This is a genomic window from Cohnella sp. OV330, assembly GCF_900112065.1.
Taxonomy (GTDB): Bacteria; Bacillota; Bacilli; order Paenibacillales; family Paenibacillaceae; genus Cohnella.
Window position 1 is genome coordinate 153,607 of sequence record NZ_FOKE01000005.1, and the last position, 19,265, is coordinate 172,871.

The following is a 19,265-nucleotide window of genomic DNA, read 5'->3' on the forward strand; positions in this document are numbered from 1 at the left end:
CGAGCCGCGCGGCTCTCCTGTTCGTTCGGGGCCTGCTTAAGCACGGGCGTCACCGGCCGGTCGCTTGGACACTTTAGGCCATGGCCGATATACGCAATAGCTGGTCGGTGTCTCCCGCACGAACACCTGAAGGCATACGGGATGGTTCGGCCGTCCGTCCAAATAATGCTGTACGAGCTCGCAGATCGTCTTTGCCACGACCTCTGTCGTCGGAAATCGATTCGGGTCGTCAGCGTTAAAACTTTCCGTGTCGTCATTCAGCAGCGTATGATCGAAACGCGTATGAATGAGCGTCTTGATGTCGGAGAAATTCACGAGGAACCCCGCTTCATCCAGCAAGTCCCCGGCTACGGTCACATTAACGAAATACGTGTGGCCGTGCACTTGACTGCATTTGCCGGCGGACTCGGCGGGCACGAAGTGCGCCGCGGCAAATTGTAAATCCTTGTTCAGCTCGTAGCGGTAAGGATGCGGGGCGACCGGATAGATCTGCTGCAGCATCAGCGCGCGCCCTCCTTTCCGGCTTCGCGAAGATACGTTGACAAGCCGTTCGCGCGCAGCTTGCAAGCCGGACATTCTCCGCATCCGGAGGCGGGAATGCCGTTGTAGCAAGTCAGCGTGCGGTCCCTGACGAATTCGAACGCGCCGAGCCGGTCGGCCAATTCCCACGTCTGCGCTTTGTTCAGCCACATCAGCGGCGTATCGATGACGAACGGATAGTCCATCGCCAGATTCAAGGTCACGTTCAGCGATTTAACGAACACGTCGCGGCAGTCGGGGTAACCGCTGAAGTCCGTCTCGCAGACGCCGGTCACGATATGCTTCGCGCCGAGCTGCTTGGCCAGCACGGCCGCGAAGCTGAGAAACAGCAGATTGCGCCCGTCCACGAACGTCGTCGGGAGCGCGCCTTCGTCCTGCTTGATCTCGATGTCGCCGCGCGTCAGCGCGTTCGGCGCCAATTGTCCCAGCAGCGACATGTCGAGCAGATGATGGCGCACGCCAAGCTCTTCGGAGATGGCGGCTGCGATCTCCGTCTCGAGCGCGTGCCGTTGACCGTATTTAAAGGTTACGGTCTCTACTTCCGCGAAGTTTTCCTTCGCCCAAAACAGACAAGTCGTGCTGTCCTGGCCGCCGCTGAATACGACGACCGCTTTTTCCTGTTTCATCGCTGCACTCTCCTAGTTGGGCATCAGGAGAGAGGTCTCTGAATTCCCGTTGCTAAAGAAACGGCGCGAAGCGGGCCTACAGCCGCTTCGCGCCGAACGTCAAAAACGACAGCGCCCATGGCGGGCCGCCGCTTTTTCATAGTTTTTTATAGAGGGAGTTCGCGAACCTCTCCCGGCGCTGCCGGCCGTCTTTACAGAACAGCCTCGCCCGGATTTATTCTTTAGTTGTACGGTAGGTACTATACCACATCTCCGTCGGGCATAGCCAGAGGGGATCATTGTGAGACGGAACCCGTCGACAAGCGCGTCGGCGAAATAAAGCGGACCATTTAATCCATCTCCGCCCCGCCGGCTTCAACCGAAGGGTCGCCCGCTTCCGCCTGCAAAAATCCGGAAGGAAGCGAGTCTCCCCAGCTCAACTGCCGGTCCTCTACGAAACGGGTCAGTTTCGTCTCGAAGAAGCGCGGCTTCATATCCCATACCGACTTGCGTAAAGTCAGAACGAAGCGTCCCTCTTGGTCCGGTATCGTGACGGTATAGCTTGTCCCCTTCGGTACGCGAAGCCCCGCCAGCACGCCCGTATACATCGCGCCGGGCGAAGTGACGCTGACGAGCGTCGGCGGCTTGTCGTCGATGACCGTGCCTTCGGAAGGGAGCGTAATATTGATCTGCACGCTGGTCTCCTCCGGGATATGGAACACCCGGTTCTCCGGCAGGGTATAACGCGTCGTGCCGATCGTGACGCTCAGATTCGTGCCCTCTTCCTGCTCGGGCAAGTAATAGAGCTCATACCGGCCTTCGGCGTCCGTCGGCGTCGACTTGCCGAATCCTTCTCCCTCGTCCCTGTCGATCCACACGACGGCATCCTTCACGGGCGCTCCGTCCGCGTCCTTCACCGTGCCGCCGATCCGGTATTTGTCCACTTGGAAAAACGTGACGACGTCGCCCGGGTCGGACACGATCCGCGCATGTACCTCGACCTCGCCTTCCTTGCCAGGCGCGTCATCCGCCCGCGTAATCTCGATCGGATAATAGACGCTGTAAAAAGCTTCTGCCTTGAGCAGCGCGCTCGCGGCTTGGTCACCCAGCGGCTTGCCTCCCGCATGGGCTTGGTCGACCGCGACGACCTTGACCGGCGTCTCGGACAGCAGACTCCGGTCCACGGTCAGTGCGAACGAGCCGTCGTCCTGCGTGACGATGTCCCGCTTGCTGGCGCCCGCATGGATGACGGCCCCGGCCACCGGTAGATCGCCTAGCTTCAGCGTTCCGCTCATCGCGGTCATGTGCGAGCCGTCGTTTTTCCACTGCTTCAGCGTGAACGAATCTCGTTCGAGGGCAAGGATCGCGCCGGCACCCGTCTCGTTCGCCGAGCCCGCGCTCGGCGCGACGGATGCCGTAGCGACCGCTGCACCGGGCGCCGCTCCGCCGCCGGCGTCTTCGCTGCCCTTGCAGCCCGCCAGCGCTGCCGCCAGAAGTACGGACGAGAGAACGATCGTCCACCTTTTCATGCGATACGCCCCCTTCTTCCAACGCAAACGGGGTGCCGGAGGCACCCCGTCCGTTTCCTAACGGTAACTGCGTTTATTTGTCCTCGTTGTCGGTTTTCTTGTCCGTGTTGTCGCTATTCTTCGTATTGTCGTCGTTGGCATTGTGCGCGCTGCCCGTATCGGCGTTGCCCGCCTTGCCCTGGGTCTTGTCGCCGCCGAGGCCGAACACGTACACCTTTGGCTTCGTGCCGCCAGACGTGAAGGTGATATAGGACTTCCCGTCCACCTTGAATACGGCCGGAGCGGCTTGAATGTTGTCGCCCGCAGTCTGAAACGTCCAGATGACTTTGCCCGACTTGATGTCCAGCGCGTTGATCTTGCCGTCCAGCTCGCCGTAGAAAGCAATGCCGGAAGCGGTGCTCGTCAAGCCGCCGCGCATCGCGTCTTTGGTCTTGACCTGGTAGGCTTGCTTGCCCGTGCCGACATCCATAGCCGTGATCGTGCCGTAAGACTCCACGTTGGCGGGCGTCTCTCCGAGCGACGTACCGAAGGCTGCGGCCCCGGGAGAATCCGGCGTGGACGCTTCATCCTGGTTCTTGGCCGACTTGAGCAAGGACGGCGATTCAATGCCCGGAATCAGGACATAGTTCGTATCCGGATCGTAGGTCTCGGGCGCATAGTTCTCGCCGCCGAGTACGCCCGGATACACGAGTACGCCCTCGGGCGTCGGCTTCGGATGCTGAATCTTGGCGAACGGGATGCCGTCCCAGACGACGTCTCCCGTCTTCGCGTCCCAGGCGTACCACTGGCCGGACTTGCCGCCTTCGACGACGATCTTTTTCTTCTGGCCTTTTACCGTCGCGTTCAGGATCATCGGAGACGCCGCGGCGTCGTAGTCCCAGAGGTCATGGCTGATCTCCTGTTTCGCCCATACCAGCTTGCCCGTGGCGGCTTCTACCGCTACGACCGAGTCCGTATAGGGGTTGTTGCCCGGACGATCCGCGCCGTAGAAGTCGGGCGCCGGGTTGCCGACCGCGAAGTACATGATGCCGGTCTCTTCGTCGATCGCAGGCGGATTCCATACCGCGCCGCCGCCCTGGAACTTGCTGTTGGCGAGCCAGTCCTGTCCCTTTGGCGGGACCGTCCAGAACGGCGCGTCCCAAGCCGGGGTCAGATCGCCGGCTTTGTAGGCGTTGACGAAGCCGCGAACGCCGTTGTCGCCGCCGCTGCTGCCGATATACACGTTGCCCTTGTAGTAGACCGGCGCGGTCGTCTCGTAGTAGCCGCCTTCCAGGGTCACGCCTTCGATCGTATCCGACAGCTTGATCATCTTGACCAGTTCGCCAGTCTTCTGATCCAGCGCGACGAGCTGGTTGTCGATCGTCAGCATGAACACTTTTCCTTCGCCGACGGCGACGCCGCGATTGGCGATGATCCCTGCTTTGCTGAAAGTGGCCGCTTGCTCGGCCGGCGGCTTCCAGTGCCAGATCTGTCCGCCGGTGACGGCGTCGAAAGCGAATACCTGATTGCCTGCGGTCGTCACGTAGATGACGCCGTCGACGACGACGGGGTACGACTGATTGCCGTTTTTGACGTCCGAGTCGAGCTGTTTAAAATCGGCGGACCAGATGACCCCCAGCTCCGATACGTTGTCCTTGGTGATCTCGGTATACGGCGCATGACGCGTGTTGCCGAGGTCGTAGCCGTAGGTCGGAAAATTGTCGAACTGCGTGCCCGTTACCGTGGCGGGCGCCGATGGGCTCGCGGTCGCCGAAGCGCTAGCGGAGGCGGTCGCCGAGGCGCTTGCGGACGCGGTTGCCGAAGCGGAAGCGCTTGCGGAAGCGGAAGCGCCGGACTTCGAATCGCCGCCGCTGCACGCGCCGAGCGCCAAGCTTGCGGCCAGCAGCGCGCCCGCTGTTGCGTATGACTTCTTCATCCTGTGTGAACCCTCCTTTTTCAGTAAACATGCCCATGGCTGCCTTCTTCTTGCCGGCGAGCCTTCTGCGGGCGTCACTGCTATCTACCCTCCTCCTGCGATTTTAAAGCGACAGGCGGCGCGATTTTTGTCGAATTGTCGAATGATTGGAGATTAGGAGGCCGGCTTTACGGGTATGAAAGTTTTACGCGAACAGGCAGGGGGCATCGCAGCCCTCGACTTTCATTTTGCTGTAAAACATACTTAGGAGGTCTTTCACGCTATGAAAAAAGGAAACAAGAAAACGTATCTGTTCGTCGCCCTCGTCGCCCTTGCGGCCTTTTTTGTGCTGAGCGCTTGCGGCAAAAATAATGACGACAACAACGCTTCTTCCAGTCCCGACGCTACGGCAAGCGCGTCAGCTCCCGCTTCGGGCGGCGCCGCGGGAGGGTCGACGCAGGAGATCACCTTGCATGCCAAAAACTTCGAATTCGATCAAAAGGAAATCAAGCTGCACGTCGGAGACACGGTCAAGCTGACGCTTGCTAACACGGACGGCGTGCATGGCCTGGAGGTCCCCGACTTTGACGTGAACATCAAAAACGGCGAAACGGCGACCTTTACGGTCGACAAAGCCGGCACCTACGATTTTAACTGCTCGGTTCAATGCGGATCCGGACATGACAATATGGTCGGACAAATTATCGTAGAGTAAGCTGCCGGTTGTAACGCCGATTAACACAAGTAAAAGAGGACCTTCCCGCCAAAGCGAGAAGGCCCTTTTTATTTCGTCCTATTATCCCATCGACTCAGATGCGATCCATTATAATATCGGTACTCTTACGGCGCCAACAGCTTTAATTCCCCGAAGGCGGACGTATCCGTCCAGTTCGTAGACTCGCCGGCCCATACCGTTTGGCTTTGCCGGCCGTTGCCGTCGTCCTCGTCATTGTTCGCGATATCGAAGCCGATAAGCATGCCGGCGGATGGCGTAATGCCGAGCGAACTCCACGGAATCGCCATCTCCACGCTGTATCCGCCCGCCGTCGCGGCCCATGCGTGCTGCACGCCGTTCGTGAAGCTTCGCGACTCGAACAGGGCGCTGTCGTTCCAGCCTTTGATAAACTGCCGGTCAAAGCCGTCATAGCTCGTGCCCTTGTTATGATCTCCGTCGATATAAATCTCGACGGAATCGTCGGAATAGGGCTCCGCCGAATTGTTGTACAGATTGGCGTCGGCGACCGCGATCCCGACGTACAAATAGTTATCGTCCCACAGTACCCCGAACTGCGTGGTGTTGTTAGAAGTTCCGCTCACGTTTTTGCTCGCTTGTTTCGTGATCGCCCATGCCGTTTCGCCGAGCGAGCCGTCGATTTGGATGGCGGCATTCGTCTTGGCCACGGAGAGCAGCGTGTAGGACGCATCCATCGTGACGCTGACCGTGTTGCTCGCCGCCGATACGTTGTTTTCCGCATCCTTCGCTTTCACGCTGAAGTTATAGCTGGTTCCCGGCGTCAGCCCGGTGACCGTATAGGTCGTCGAAGCGACGGATGCAACCAAACTGGCGCCGTTATAAACGTTGTAGCCGGTCACGCCGACATTGTCCGTCGAAGCCGTCCAGGACAAGGTCGCCGTCCGGTCGGTGTGCGAGGGCGCCGTCAAATTCGCTGGCGCTGTCGGCGGTTGCGTATCTCCGATCGAGACGGAGGACAGCTGGAGGCTCCCGAAGGCGGACGTATTCGTCCAGTTATCGTTCGTGCCTGCCCACATCAGCTGGCTCTCGCGGGCGGCGCCGGTGTCCGTGTCATTGTTCGCCACGTCGAAGCCGACGGTCAAGCCGGCGGTCGGCGTCAGGCCGAGCGAGCTCCACGGAATCGCAAGCTCCACGCTGTATCCGCCCGGAATCGGCGCCCATGCGTGCAGCACCCCGTTTGGCATCGTTCGCTGCAGCCAGAGCGCGCCGTCGTTCCAGCCCTTTACGTACTGTTGGTCATAACTGTCATACGTCGTCCCTTTATTGTTGTTGCTGTCGATATAAACCTCGACGGAGTCGTCGTAATAGGGCAGCGTAGCGGTATTGTACAGATTGCCGTCGATGACTTTGACGCCCACGTACAAATAATTGTTGTCCCACACTGTACTGAATTGGGCCGTATTGTTCGGCGTGCCGACGATCGCCTTCTTGATTTGCTTGAACGCGGACGCCGACCAGCCTGCTTCGTCAAGCGTTCCGTTCACGGTTATGGCGGCGATCGTCTTCTTCGCCTGATACAGATACGGATCGGTCGTGAGATTCAGCGCGGCGCTCGCCGCGGACACGTTGCCTGCCGCATCCTTCGCTTTGACGCTGAAGGTATAGGCGGTATTCGCCGTAAGGCCGGTCGCGGAATACGCGTTGGACGCGGCGGTTCCGATCAAAGTCGAACCTTGATACACCTCATATTGGGCGACGCCGATATTGTCCGAGGACGCATCCCACGCGAGGTCTGCCGTCGTCTCGCTCTTTGACGCCAAGCGCAAATTGCCGGGAGCCGTCGGCGGCGCAAAATCGCGGTCGCGGACGACTTTCACATCATCGAATTCCACGCTTGTTTTAAAGGCGTACAGACCGATTTTCCCCGAAGTAAGGCTCGTATCCGTAACCGACAATTCCTTGAACCCGTTCACGTACAAATCGAGCGTGCTGTTGTTCAATACCGCCGTGAACGAGTAAACGACGTTCGTCGTCATGATGTAATTTTTCGCGGTCAGAATCGTGATTGCCCCGTTCACCGATTTCCCGATCTGCAGCTTGCCCGCCTTGACCCGGAAGTAGTAAAAGTTGCCCGGATCTTGATAGCGAGCCGTAATGCCGGCTGCCAGGTCGCTGTCGTTCTGCGTAAGTTTAATATTCGTTTCCACGCTGTAATTGGTATACGCGCTTGCGTCGACCGTGCTGAACGAATCGACCGTCGGCCAGGAGGATTGCCTGTAAACCTTGGATCCGCCCGACGTTATGACGGACCAGATCCCGTTCGCGGAGGTCCAGCCGTCCGCAACCCCGTCCTGAAAATCGTCGCTGAAGGCAAGCGTGCCCGGACCTGCCGCGGTCGTCGCGGCAAGCGTATTGCTCGCTGCAGACGTGCTGCCTGCGGCGTCGAACGAACGAACCGTCACCGAATACGAGCGGTCCGGCAGCAGGTTCGTAAGCGTATAGGTCGTGCCCGAGGTAGCGGCCACCTGCTTGGAACCGACGTATAGGTTGTAACCGACGACGCCGGACAGATTGGACGGCGGACTCCAGCTCAGGCTGAGACTCGTGAGCGTTGCCGATGTCTTCGTCAGATTCGTCGGCGATGCCGGCGGAGACGCCGTCGTCACGCTCAGCGCATTGCTCGCGGCCGAGAGATTGCCCGCGCCGTCTTTGGCCCGCACCGTAAACGAATACGTCGTGTTAGGCGTTAAGCCGCTTACGGTATAGCTGGTGCTCGAAGGCGTCGTGGTGGCCCCGACGTACGTGCCTCCGTTGTAAATGTTGTATCCGGCCACGCCGGTATTGTCGGTCGAAGCCGTCCAGGACAGGTTGACGGTCGCCGACGTAAGCGACGGAGACGTCAGGTTCGCAGGCGTAGTCGGCGGTTCCGTATCTGTCCCTTCGCTCATCAGGGTGTCGCCGTAATAAACGCCGTTGCCGTTCGTTCCGATATAAACGCGTCCCCAGGTTTGTCGGTCGCCTTCCATCGTATTGGCTTCGTCGCCGATCGCCGGGTCGAGTACGTCGATCTTCGCCCAGGTGGCGCCGAAGTCGTCGGAGCGGAAAATACCGACGGTACTGTCCACCTTGCCGTAGACGAAGACGGTAGGATCCGGAGAGCCGAGCTTGTTTTTCCCGAATGCGAACAGCGTTGCCTGCTGCACGTTCGGCAGCTGCGTCCACGTATCGCCGGCATTGCTGGAGCGCCAGAGACCTCCCCCATCCAGGCTGGCCCACAATTCGCCGGCCTTGCCCGGTGCTGCCTTGATGCTGAAATACGCGGGCGTCTTGCTCAGCGATACCGGTATCGTGGAAGCGAGCGACCAAGAGGCCCCTCCGTTCGTGCTGCGGAACAATTTCCACGTCCCTCGTTCCAACAGATAGAACGTGTTGTTATTGACCCGGTCGGACGCGAGAGGCTGGTACCAGACCCAGAAATCGTGTACCGTTCCGGACGGCGCGCCCGTTCCCGGCGTCCACGATAGCCCCCGATCGGTCGAATACAGCGGACTGCCGAATTGGGGTACCCAGACCATCGTCTCGCTGCCGGCCGATACGGCGATGCGGCCCGCGATGCCCGGCGGATTCGGGAACGCCGTCCAGGTCGCCCCGTTGTTGGTGCTGTAGCCGCCGCCTCCCGAGCTGGCATAGCGCGTGGAGCCTACCCGGGCGATGAAGTTCGGATTGCTCTCTTGAAAGTCGATGGAAGTCGTATCGCCCATCGAAGGTCCGCCGAATTTGGTGCTCGGATACGTCGCAAGCGACGTATGGCGCAGGCCGTCGACATCCGCGTGCCCGCTCAGCAGCGGCGCGCCGATCGGCGTGCTGCGCAGGGTGAACGTCACCACTTCCTCATGGCCTTCTTCGTACGTATACCAGTGGGACGGGCTTGCCGTTATATCGTCCGTACGCCATGTGCCGTAGAAGTCGGTCAGCCACACCCGCTTCGGGTCATGGGGATCGATGGTCAAGGTGGACGTATTGGCGGCGAACCAATTACTCGTCCACCAAGGAACGTTCTGATGCTTGACGAAAGTGATCTGCGTCCAGTTCGTGCCGCCGTTCGTCGATCGGTAGATCGGCGCCGGCGTGTTCGAGCCATCCTCGATGGCCGTCATCACGATGTTCGAATTGGTGGGATCTACCGTAATGCCGTTGTATCTTCCTGTCGACGGCGGCGTAATATCCGTCCATACGCCGCCTGCATACTTGGCGACGCCCGACTCGTAAGTTACGTACAGGGTGCCGCCACCGGCAAGAACAGCCCGACGAGGCGTCAACGGGCTTCCGGCCATCAGCGTCCAAGACGCTCCCCCGTCCGTGCTTCGGTAGATACCGGTGCCTTTGACGCCGACATAGATCGTCTGCGACGGATTGCCCGGAGACCCCGTGCTCTTGTCGAACATGACAAAGTTGAGTCCGGTCGGATCGGCGCCCATGGTCGGGAAGCTCGTTACCTGCTGCCAGGAGCCGTTGCTCGCGCCGGACGTGCTTTTCCAAAGCCCGTCGTACCGGGTTCCCATGTAGATGATTTGACCGTCGTTCGGATCCACGGCAAGCCGCTCGCCCAAATCCCGGCCCGACCCGTTGCCATAATGTCTGGGAGTGAAGCCGGTCGGGTTCCACGTGGCTCCCCGGTCCGTCGATTTCAGAATATCCGCCGGCGCGCCGACATAGTTGTACTTGCCCGCCGCGATGTACACCACTTCCGGGTTCGACGGATCGAGGGCGATGCTGTCAACGCCGTAATAGTTGTATTTCTCGCGTGGAACCGCATTCAAAAGCGGAATCCACTTCTGATTGGCCGAGTCCCAGCGCAAAGCGCCGCCGACGTCGGTGCGGATATAAACGAGATCCGGCTCGGTCGGGTGAATGGCGATCCCGGTTACGAAGCCGCCCCCGCCGATGCGCACGTTTTGCCAATTGTAAGCTTCCGGTTGAGCGGCATTGAGGGATTTAACATTGAACAGGAGCATACCGATCAGAAAAAAGAGCATCAAAACAACGCGCGATTTCCATCTTTTCGATAATTCCAAGCCGATCATCCCTATTCCCTCCCATAATGGATATCCACTTGCCCGACTTTCAGCATTTATCCCCCCTTTGCGTAATCTACTTTTTGGATTAAATACAGCAAGTGCGGCAGCCTGCGCTTTCCAAGAGAAGCTAGCAGACTGCCGCACTGCGTTATTTCTTAACCGTCGCGTACCAGGCGTTGATTTCGTCGTAGCTCGTTTGGCCGCCGGCCTTTTTATATTGGTCCGTGAAGGCGTCGAACCCAGCCAATTGCTCGGCGCCGACGATCACTTTGACGGCATAATCGTTGACCATCTGGCCGAGCTGCGCGTCTTCCTTGGAGTAATCCGGCAAATAGGGCGCCAATCCCAGAGGATTTTTCTTGAACGCTTCCGGCTTCTGCTGCTTGTTCAGCGCTTCCCAGCCCTTGTAGAGCCGCTCGTCCTTGCGGACGCGGGCCTGCCAATAGATCGGATAGTTTTTCTCGTCGATACCGGTCAAATAGTTGCTGGCCGAGCCGCGCTCGTCATTGAAGATCGGCAGAATCGGATAATAGTTTCCGTCCTTGAACGTATGGTGCGTGCCCTCCAGGCCGATCGCCATGTTTTTGAACGTATCCGGGTCCAGCTTGGCGTCGATCCATTTGATCGCGTCTTCCGGATGCTTGGAGGACTTTGGCACGAAGGTCAGCCGGTCGAAACCGGATGACTGCGCCAGGCCTGCCTGGCCGTCCTTGCTTGCCAGCGCGGGAATGTACGCATACGCGGCATCCGGGAAGTTTTTCTTAAGCGCGTCGTCGATCTGCGGAATGTCGGCCCAGTGCAGCACGATGACGCCCGCCTTGCCGTTCGTGAACTTTTCCTTCACCGTCGCGTCCTTGTTGATCGCGAACTCCTGATCGAGCAGCCCTTGCTTGTAAAGATCGGACATGTACGACAAATAGTCCTTAAACGAAGGATTCATGGCGCGGGGGACCAGCTTGCCGTCCACTTCGTTCCAATCGTTAACGATGCCGAAGGCGCCGACGATGTTGTCGACCATCGGAACGTCGCCCTTGATCGCCATCGGGATGTTTTTGGCTCCGTTGCCGCCGGGGTCCTTTTCCTTGAACGCTTTGAGGACGGCCGTCAGCTCGTCGAGCGTCGTCGGCACTTGCAGACCCAGCTTATCCAGCCAATCCTTGCGGATCATCAGGCTCGTGCCGACGGATTCGATGGATCTCGTCGGAATCGCATAGATCTTGCCGTCGACCTTGGCCATTTCCAGCGTCTCTGCGGATAACGACGCCTTGATGTTTTTCCCGTATTTCTCAATGAGCGGCGTCAGATCGACCAGCGCGCCCTTTTTGGCATAGTCGGCATAAATGGCTTTGGAGCTGCTATCCCCGCCCGTCGAGACGATGTCGTAAGGCTCGGAGGAAGCGATCAGCAGATTGAGTTTGTCCTCCGGCTTATCCACCGGGAGCGCTTCGTAATTGACTTTGTAGCCGGTCTTCTCTTCCAGCATGGCGGCGATCGGATCTTTTTCGAAGTTGGGGCCCAGACGCATAAGCGCTTTCAATTCGGGCTTGGCGGCTTCGCTTGCCGACGGGGACTGGGTGGACGGCGCCGAGGCGCTTTTCTCCGCATTGCCCGCTCCCTCGCCATTCGATCCGCATGCGGAAAGAAGCATGAGGCTGACCGCCGCAGGGAGCGCGATCCATTTGTTCATCGTTTTCATCATCTTTTTCTTAAACCTCCCGTGTATCGTTTACGATTTATCATTAAGCGGCGGTGTTTTCCGCCGGCGTTAATGCAGCATCAACCTTTGACGGAGCCGATCAATACGCCCTTGATAAAATACTTCTGAAGGAACGGATAGACGAGAAGAATCGGTACGGTTGAAGCGACTACGGTAGCGGCCCGGATGCTTTCCGGCGACATATTCATTAGATCATCTGCTGACTTGTTGATCGCGTTTGCCGTATCGTTCTCCATCACGACGTCGCGCAGATGCAATTGAAGCGTTTTGAGCGCAGGATCGTTGATGTAGAGCATCGGACTGAAGTAGTCGTTCCAAAAGCCGACGGCATAGAACAAGGCGATCGTCGCGAGAACGGGCATGCTGAGCGGCAAAATGATGCGGAACAGGATCGTATAGGACCTCGCTCCGTCGATCCGCGCCGATTCTTCAAGCGCTTCGGGAAGCCCCTCGTAATAACTCTTGATCACCAGCATGTTGAAAACGCTGATCATCGCCGGCAAAATGAGCGACCATAGACTGTTGATCAGATGCAGCTCGCGGATCAGCAGATAATTGGGAATGAGTCCGCCGTTAAACAGCATCGTGAAGATGAACATCACCATGATGAAGGAAATGCCCGGCAAATGTCGCTTGGACAGCGGATAGGCCGTAATCGCCGTCACCAGGATGCTGAGCAGGGTCCCCACCGACGTCACGATGACCGAGATGACGAACGCCCGGCTGAAGGCGTGGGAGGTAACGACGTTCACCAGCGTATCGATCTGGAAGCCGACAGGCAGCAGGTTCACGCGGCCCGATACGAGCGCCCAGTCGGAGCTTACGGATTTGGAAAAAACATAAATGACGGGCAGCAGCGTTATGAGTCCCAAGACGATCATGAAGCCGTAGACGAAGATATCCAGCACCCAGTCGCCAAACGTTCTTTTATGAATGTGCATGTCAGCTCTCCCTTACCAGATTCCGCGCTTCAGCACTCTCTTGCTGAACCAGTTGCCGGAGACGACCAGAATGAAGCCGACGACCGAATTGAAGAGGCCGACCGCGGTGCTGAAGCTGTAATCCATCTTGCCGAGGCCCGTCCGATAGACATAGGTGCCGATGACGTCGCCGGATTCGTAGACGGTAGGATTGTACATCGTCAGGATCTGCTCCGTACCCGCGTCCAGCACGATGCCGAGTCTCAGAATGAGCATCAGGATGATCGTCGGCAATAGGCCGGGAAGCGAGATATGCCACATCTGCCGCAGGCGGCTTGCGCCGTCGATCGAAGCCGCTTCGTATTGCTCCTGCTCGATGCTCGCGAGCGCGGCGATGAAGATGATGGCGTTCCACCCGATCTCCTTCCAGCCCGCCGTGAACACGACGACGCTTCGGAACACGCTGTTGTCCATAAAAAACTTGATCGGTTCGCCGCCGAACCATTGGATGACGGAATTGACAAAGCCGTCGGAAGGAGACAGGATGGTCATGAATAGACCGGAGATGATGACCCAGGACAAGAAGTGGGGCATGTAAATGATCGTCTGGACGGTCCGCTTGAACGCCGTGAAGCGAATCTCGTTCAGCAGCAGCGCGATGAGGATCGGGATCGGGAACAGCAGCACGATCTTGTAGATACTGATGAGCAGCGTATTCGCGAACACTTGCATGAATTCCGAGGAATGCATGAGCTTGCGGAACTGCTCCAGCCCCACCCATTCGCTTGCCGAGATCCCGTCGAAGATGTTGTAATCCTGAAATGCGATCACGACGCCGTACATGGGGACGTATTTGAACAGGAGCAGTAGCAGAAGGCCGGGCACCAGCAGCAAATAGGTATCGAAGTTTCGCCATACCAATCGCCGTCTGCTTTCGCGTTTGCGCGAAACGCGAGTCCGTTCTGCCTTATCGTTCAATGGGGTGATAAGCTCGCTCATATCATGGTAGCACCTCCTGCACTTATGGCTTCATTGTACCTGCAGGGCGATGCGTCATGTAGATGGCAATCCGACACTTTCACGTCGTATCCTACTATGTTTGTTGCTCCTGCTGCGCCCTGAGACGAATGGTCACGACCGTGCCCTCGCCCGGACGGGAGAGGACCGTAAGTCCGTATTCATAGCCGGCCATCAGCTTGATTCGCTCGTTCACGTTGAAAAGCCCGTACGAGCTGCCGCCTCCTTCGGAACGCTGCGAAGGACGCGATTCGGACAATAGACCGGCAGCCAGCTCCTCCTCCATGCCGATGCCGTCATCCGAGATCGCGATGACAAGCTCGTCGCCGATCAGGCGCGCGCGAATGCAAATCGTCCCGGTTTTGCTTTTGTTCTTGCGGATGCCGTGCAGGAGCGCATTTTCGACGATGGGCTGCAGCGTCAGCTTCGGAATGATGCACGCGTTCGCCTCCGGCTCCGCTTCGATCGCGAATTCGAACGTCGAAGGAAACCGATTCTGCTGAATTTCCAGATACACTCTCGCAAGCTCCAGTTCGTCCGCTACGCGGACATCATCCTTCCCTTTGTTCAGGCTCAGCCGGAAATAGTCGGACAGGCTTTCGATCATATGGCTGATATCGTCGGCGTCGCGCGAGATCGCGAGCCAGTTGATCGTGTCCAGCGTATTGTAGAGGAAGTGCGGGTTAATCTGCGCCTGCAGCGCGCGAAGCTCGGCTTCCCGTTCCAGCATTTTCGATCGATAGGCTTCCTCCATCAGATCCTTCACCCGGTGCACCAAGTGATCGACGACCCGCTCGAGCAAATAAAAGTCGCCCCCCGTGACCGTACGCGCCTCCTCAAGCCCTTCGACGCCTTCCGTGCGGATCGTCTTGACGACCGACTTGATGCGGCGGTTCATGCCGTTAATGACGAACGCCAGCAGCACGAATACGAGAATCAAAAACATGACCGTCATGCCCGCGATCGTCGCGATGCCGGACCATTGACTTAACGCGGTCGCGCGGTGCGTCAGACCGGTCTTAGGCACCTCCAGCACGAGCCGCCAATCCGCGGTTTTGATCGGCGCGAGCAGCCCGAACAAATCGACGCCGCCGTCGGATCGTTCGAGGATCCCTTCGTCGGACTCGCTCGCGAGCGCAGACTTGGTGCCGACCAAGGCATGCTCCGCGCTGTAAACGATCGTCCCGCTGCGATCCATGATATAGATGCGGCTTTGCGCCGGGAAATCAAGCTCGGAAAGGATGTCCGCGACCATCTTTTCGGGAACGTCCAGCATCAGCACGCCAAGCGTCCGATCGAAATTCCGCGGGTGCCTCAGCATGCGGACGCAGGAAAGAATCCGTGTCGGTCCCGCGTCCAGATAGTGTTCTTCGTAGACCCCCGTCCAAACGATGCTGCCCCCGGCGTTCATGACTTCTTCGCGCCAAGGGCGTTCTTTCACGTTGTCCAGCGGAAAAAGATTCAATAAATCGAAGCCGTACAGATTGTCCGGATCGGTAAAAATACGCGCCCTGACGATGTCGGGCGCCGTCTGCACCGACTCGAGCAAATTGCGCAGCTCCTTCGATTGATTGATGCGCTCGATGATCGGATGGGCAGGATCCAGATTTTCATACAGCTTATGGTTCATGAATAAGGAATTGGATGAATTTTGCACGTAATCGAGCCGCGAGCTCAAGTTAATGCCTGCCTGCTTCAGCGTCTGCTTCATGGTCTGGGTCACCTCCTCCTGCAAAATCCGGGAGGACTGTTCGTAATAGACGAACAGCATGATGCAAGCCGGCAGAAAAATCAGCAGTCCGTAGGCGAGCATCCATCTTCTGGCCGCCAATATGCCTTGCCACAGCTCGAATGCGCGGCTCCTTCTTTTTCGCAGGACGCTTTTCACCGGATCGACTCCTTTTGCATGGAACCCCGTTCCTCTTCTATTGCTGATCCCTGTAGGCGCTTAACGTAAGGCCGGTCATCTTTTTGAACAGCTTGCCGAAGTGGCTCGGATCCGTATAACCGACCTGCTCGCACACTTCGTAAAACTTGATGCGGGGATCGCGCAGCAGCTCCTTCGCTTTCTCGATGCGGACTTTCATCAAATATTCGTAAATCGTCTCTCCGGTCTCCTGCTTAAACAAAAGGCTCACATACGTTTGGCTGAGGTAGACGCTGGCCGCGATCTCCGCGATCGATAAGTTTTTGGCATAATTCTCGGCTATGTATTTCTGCGTATGCTCGATGACGTTGCTCGACCGCCCGCTCCGCTTCTCCTGAATCCAGCAGCAGATGCCGCATAAGTAATCGCTTACAAATCCCCTTAGCTCCGCCATCGTCTCCAGCTTTATGAGACGGTCCAATGCCCGGGCCTCCTGCTCTTCCTTTTCGCGGGTAAGCAGGTTAAGTTCAAGCAGCAGCCTGCCGGCGAGCGCGATCATTTGCAGCCCTGCGTGCCTGACGAATTTGATGCCTTCCTTGCGGACCGGCGCCAGCGATTCGAAGATGCCGTCCAGTTCCGTCTCCAATCGGTGTTTCTCTCCCGACTTCAGGCTGGACAGCAGCCGCTCGCTCTGGCGGGAATCGAACCGGATCGGGCCTGCGGTACCGCTCTCCAAACTGTCCATGGTGATCACCTGGTTTTTGCCCATATACCATTTCTGGTCCGCCGCTTCGCGGGCATGCCTGTAGGACGCCGGCAGCAAGCCGATGTGCTCGGCGCGCCCGCCGATGCCGATCGTCACGCTGATCTTCAGCCATCGCTGCAGATTGTCCCGGATCGCCTTTGCCAGCGAGAGCAGCGTATCCTCCGGGTCTTGCAGCCGATCGTCAAGCACCAGCAGCGCCACGTATTCGGCGACTTTGTTTTCGAACGCATACCCGGGCAGGAACTGGTCGATCAGCTCCTGAACGATGTTCAAGAGCGAGTAAGACAACAGCTGCTTGTCCCGCTCCGAGCGGCCGCCGTACACTTCCTCCGTATCGTCAATGGTTATGGCGAGTACGAGGCATGGCGTCTCGAGCGGCAGCGCCAGATTGAGAAACGCAGCCCTTTCCTGCAGTTCATCTGTATTTGCGACGCCATCCTGGATCAGCGACATCAGAAACTTCTCGCGAAGCAGCGGCATGCTCTGAGTCAATTTCACCTGCATGTCCTTGAGCAGCTGCCGCTCCTTTTCTTTGGCGTGCAGGTCCTGCACGACCCCTTCGACGACCTTCCGAAGCTCGGTCCGTTTGACCGGCTTGAAAATATAATCGGCAGCATGAATTTGCAAGGCCGAACGCAAATAGTTCGCGTCGTTGTGACCGCTGATGAATACGATCTTCGTCTCGGGGAACCGCTCGCGAACGTCCCTGGACATACGGATCCCGTCCATCGCCGGCATCATGACGTCCGTCAGTACGATGTCGGGCTTCACCCGTTCGATCAGTTCCAGCCCCGTATCGCCGTCGTCAGCCGTGCCGGCCAATTCGATACCGTATTCGCCCCAATCCACGAATTTGCCAAGCCCGTCCCGGACGGCCGGCTCATCGTCGATAATGACCAACTTATACATCCTTCCAGCCTCCTCATCCGAACATGAAGGAACGTTATGACGACAAAAAGCACAAACGGGCCTCGCAGCTGCTCCGGCACTTGAACCCGTTTGTGCGCTTTTCACGGACGATGGAGCGACCGAATCACTGGGCGGCGTTCTTCAAAAACATCACGTTTTGCTGTCTTAGCGCTTCATGCAGCTCATCCGCACGGACCTGCTCCAGCGGCATTCCTCGATCCGCCGCGATCGAGGCCGCGACGCCCGCCGCCTGGCCGAGCGCATAGCACGTCGCCTGAATCCGCATCGAAGACATGGCCACATGCGTGGCCGATATCGAGCGCCCCGCTACGAGCAAGCCTTGAACGCCCTGCGGAAGCAGACAGCGGTACGGAATGTCGTAACCTTTCACTGCCCGCTCGTCGGTGCCCGACTTGCCGTCCGGATTGTGAATGTCGATCTCGTAGTTGGTTTGCGCCACCACGTCGTCGAATCTCCGGCTGGAGAGAATATCGTCCTCGGTCAGCGTGTAATGACCGACGATCTGATTCGTCTCCCGGACGCCGACCTGACCCGGAATATGAGTAAGCGCGTAGTTCTCGAATCCGTTGCGCTGCAAATAGTCGGCGACGGAGAACGCTTGCCGCAGCGATTCCTTTTCCGCATAGCTGACGTCTTTGACTTTGGCTCCGTTTCCCCTCACGCGGGTCATGTTGACGAGCAGATTGCCCGGTTCGCTTTGCTCCCAATGGAGCAGTCTTCCTTGCGGCAATTCGGATACGTTTTCATAATGATAACAGCCCTCCGGCAGTTGCCGTTTGACGGGCTGACCGGTATTTTGCATCATGAACATCATCGTCATGGGCTGTGTCAGTCCGTCGGCTTCGCGGCCCGACGTGTAGTCGGCCCCCGCTTCGATGGCTACGCGCCCGTCTCCCGTGCAGTCGATGAACACGTCCGCTTCAAACGCCAGCAGCCCTTCGCGCGAATTCGCGATGACCGCCTTGACCTGCCCCTTCTCGGTGACGGTTCCCGCGCAGCTGACGTGGAACAACACCTGCACGCCTTCCTTTTCCAGCTTCTCGTTCAAATAGTGCCGCAGCCGGAACGGACTGTACTGCGGCCAGATCGAACCTTTATGGTCGTCCGGAACCGCCTGCTCAGGCAGCACTTCGGACACGATCTCGCGATAAATGCCCGTCACGTTTCCGACGCCCATAAATACGCTGACATTGCCCAAAGTGCCCATGCCGCCCAATTGTCCGGATTGTTCGAGCAGCGTGACTTTTTTCCCGCGCCTTGCCGCCGCGATGGCGGCAGCCACGCCGGCCGGACCGCCCCCTACGACCAAAATATCCGCTTTGTCATAGACAGCCACGTTTTTCTGGAATGCGTAATGATTCATTCGGATAACCTCCCTTTGCTTCCCATGATATCCTCTATTATCAGATGTTTTGGAAACGGTCTACAGGGTGGATCCTACTATTTCTGGTGTTATTCCATGCAAAAAATGCCGCGGGTTCCACGGCAATGCGAATGATGCGACATCCTGATACTACCATTTATTTAAAATGGATTACATACGCAATTTCGTCTCATCGATCGACGACGATCGGTGACCATCGATGACCGTTGACGACCTTAACGGTCATCGACAACCCTTATCGGTCATCGACAACCATTAACGGCCATCGATGAAGCCTTCCCGCCTGAACCGATGGGATAATGGGACACGCCAGCAAAAAAATCC

The 19,265-nt window shown here is 58.0% G+C and carries 12 protein-coding genes and 1 riboswitch; of the genes, 1 reads left to right on the forward strand and 11 read right to left on the reverse strand.

Features of this window, described 5'->3' with window-relative positions:
- Nucleotides 1-36: 36 nt before the first annotated feature.
- The 4 genes from queD to BM235_RS13560 form a co-directional block, all read right to left on the reverse strand.
- Complete coding sequence (queD, locus tag BM235_RS13545; protein ID WP_090113936.1) at nucleotides 37-501, reverse strand: 6-carboxytetrahydropterin synthase QueD; 465 nt, start codon at nucleotides 499-501, stop codon at nucleotides 37-39.
- Nucleotides 501-1,166, reverse strand: a complete 666-nt coding sequence (gene queC, locus BM235_RS13550) for a 7-cyano-7-deazaguanine synthase QueC (RefSeq protein WP_090113938.1) — start codon at nucleotides 1,164-1,166, stop codon at nucleotides 501-503. Before queC ends, queD begins: the two co-directional genes overlap by 1 nt.
- Nucleotides 1,167-1,298: 132 nt before the next feature.
- A riboswitch (PreQ1 riboswitch) is annotated at nucleotides 1,299-1,342 on the reverse strand.
- Nucleotides 1,343-1,495: 153 nt separating this feature from the next.
- Entirely contained in the window at nucleotides 1,496-2,674 is a 1,179-nt protein-coding gene (locus BM235_RS13555; RefSeq protein ID WP_090113940.1) for a carboxypeptidase-like regulatory domain-containing protein, read from the reverse strand.
- Nucleotides 2,675-2,747: 73 nt separating this feature from the next.
- Nucleotides 2,748-4,589, reverse strand: a complete 1,842-nt coding sequence (locus BM235_RS13560) for a pyrroloquinoline quinone-dependent dehydrogenase (protein WP_090113943.1) — start codon at nucleotides 4,587-4,589, stop codon at nucleotides 2,748-2,750.
- 262 nt (nucleotides 4,590-4,851) lie between these two features.
- On the opposite strand from BM235_RS13560, the gene BM235_RS13565 reads away from it, so the two are divergent.
- Complete coding sequence (locus BM235_RS13565; protein ID WP_090113953.1) at nucleotides 4,852-5,283, forward strand: cupredoxin domain-containing protein; 432 nt, start codon at nucleotides 4,852-4,854, stop codon at nucleotides 5,281-5,283.
- Between the two features lie 125 nt (nucleotides 5,284-5,408).
- On the opposite strand, the gene BM235_RS32550 is transcribed toward BM235_RS13565, so the two are convergent.
- The 7 genes from BM235_RS32550 to BM235_RS13600 form a co-directional block, all read right to left on the reverse strand.
- On the reverse strand, nucleotides 5,409-10,346 hold the full coding sequence (locus BM235_RS32550) for a sugar-binding protein (RefSeq protein ID WP_090113955.1): 4,938 nt from the start codon (nucleotides 10,344-10,346) through the stop codon (nucleotides 5,409-5,411).
- A 142-nt stretch (nucleotides 10,347-10,488) separates the two neighbouring features.
- Nucleotides 10,489-12,039, reverse strand: a complete 1,551-nt coding sequence (locus BM235_RS13575) for an extracellular solute-binding protein (protein WP_090113957.1) — start codon at nucleotides 12,037-12,039, stop codon at nucleotides 10,489-10,491.
- Between the two features lie 77 nt (nucleotides 12,040-12,116).
- Nucleotides 12,117-12,998, reverse strand: a complete 882-nt coding sequence (locus tag BM235_RS13580) for a carbohydrate ABC transporter permease (RefSeq protein ID WP_255374368.1) — start codon at nucleotides 12,996-12,998, stop codon at nucleotides 12,117-12,119.
- Nucleotides 12,999-13,010: 12 nt separating this feature from the next.
- Nucleotides 13,011-13,976 carry an ABC transporter permease gene (locus BM235_RS13585; protein ID WP_090113960.1) on the reverse strand — a complete coding sequence of 322 codons (966 nt, stop codon included), beginning with the start codon at nucleotides 13,974-13,976 and terminating at the stop codon, nucleotides 13,011-13,013.
- 94 nt (nucleotides 13,977-14,070) lie between these two features.
- Nucleotides 14,071-15,882 carry a cache domain-containing sensor histidine kinase gene (locus BM235_RS13590; protein ID WP_090113962.1) on the reverse strand — a complete coding sequence of 604 codons (1,812 nt, stop codon included), beginning with the start codon at nucleotides 15,880-15,882 and terminating at the stop codon, nucleotides 14,071-14,073.
- 37 nt (nucleotides 15,883-15,919) lie between these two features.
- Entirely contained in the window at nucleotides 15,920-17,536 is a 1,617-nt protein-coding gene (locus BM235_RS13595; RefSeq protein ID WP_090113964.1) for a response regulator, read from the reverse strand.
- A gap of 124 nt (nucleotides 17,537-17,660) precedes the next feature.
- Nucleotides 17,661-18,920, reverse strand: coding sequence for an FAD-dependent oxidoreductase (locus BM235_RS13600; RefSeq protein WP_090113966.1), 1,260 nt, complete (start codon nucleotides 18,918-18,920; stop codon nucleotides 17,661-17,663).
- Nucleotides 18,921-19,265 lie beyond the last annotated feature (345 nt).

Excerpts from the sequence above, each read along its gene's own strand:
- queD (WP_090113936.1), bottom strand. The coding sequence starts at position 501 with ATGCTGCAGCAGATCTATCCGGTCGCCCCGCATCCTTACCGCTACGAG.
- queC (WP_090113938.1), bottom strand. The coding sequence starts at position 1,166 with ATGAAACAGGAAAAAGCGGTCGTCGTATTCAGCGGCGGCCAGGACAGC.
- BM235_RS13555 (WP_090113940.1), bottom strand. The coding sequence starts at position 2,674 with ATGAAAAGGTGGACGATCGTTCTCTCGTCCGTACTTCTGGCGGCAGCG.
- BM235_RS13560 (WP_090113943.1), bottom strand. The coding sequence starts at position 4,589 with ATGAAGAAGTCATACGCAACAGCGGGCGCGCTGCTGGCCGCAAGCTTG.
- BM235_RS13565 (WP_090113953.1), top strand. The coding sequence starts at position 4,852 with ATGAAAAAAGGAAACAAGAAAACGTATCTGTTCGTCGCCCTCGTCGCC.
- BM235_RS32550 (WP_090113955.1), bottom strand. The coding sequence starts at position 10,346 with ATGATCGGCTTGGAATTATCGAAAAGATGGAAATCGCGCGTTGTTTTG.
- BM235_RS13575 (WP_090113957.1), bottom strand. The coding sequence starts at position 12,039 with ATGATGAAAACGATGAACAAATGGATCGCGCTCCCTGCGGCGGTCAGC.
- BM235_RS13580 (WP_255374368.1), bottom strand. The coding sequence starts at position 12,998 with ATGCACATTCATAAAAGAACGTTTGGCGACTGGGTGCTGGATATCTTC.
- BM235_RS13585 (WP_090113960.1), bottom strand. The coding sequence starts at position 13,976 with ATGAGCGAGCTTATCACCCCATTGAACGATAAGGCAGAACGGACTCGC.
- BM235_RS13595 (WP_090113964.1), bottom strand. The coding sequence starts at position 17,536 with ATGTATAAGTTGGTCATTATCGACGATGAGCCGGCCGTCCGGGACGGG.
- BM235_RS13600 (WP_090113966.1), bottom strand. The coding sequence starts at position 18,920 with ATGAATCATTACGCATTCCAGAAAAACGTGGCTGTCTATGACAAAGCG.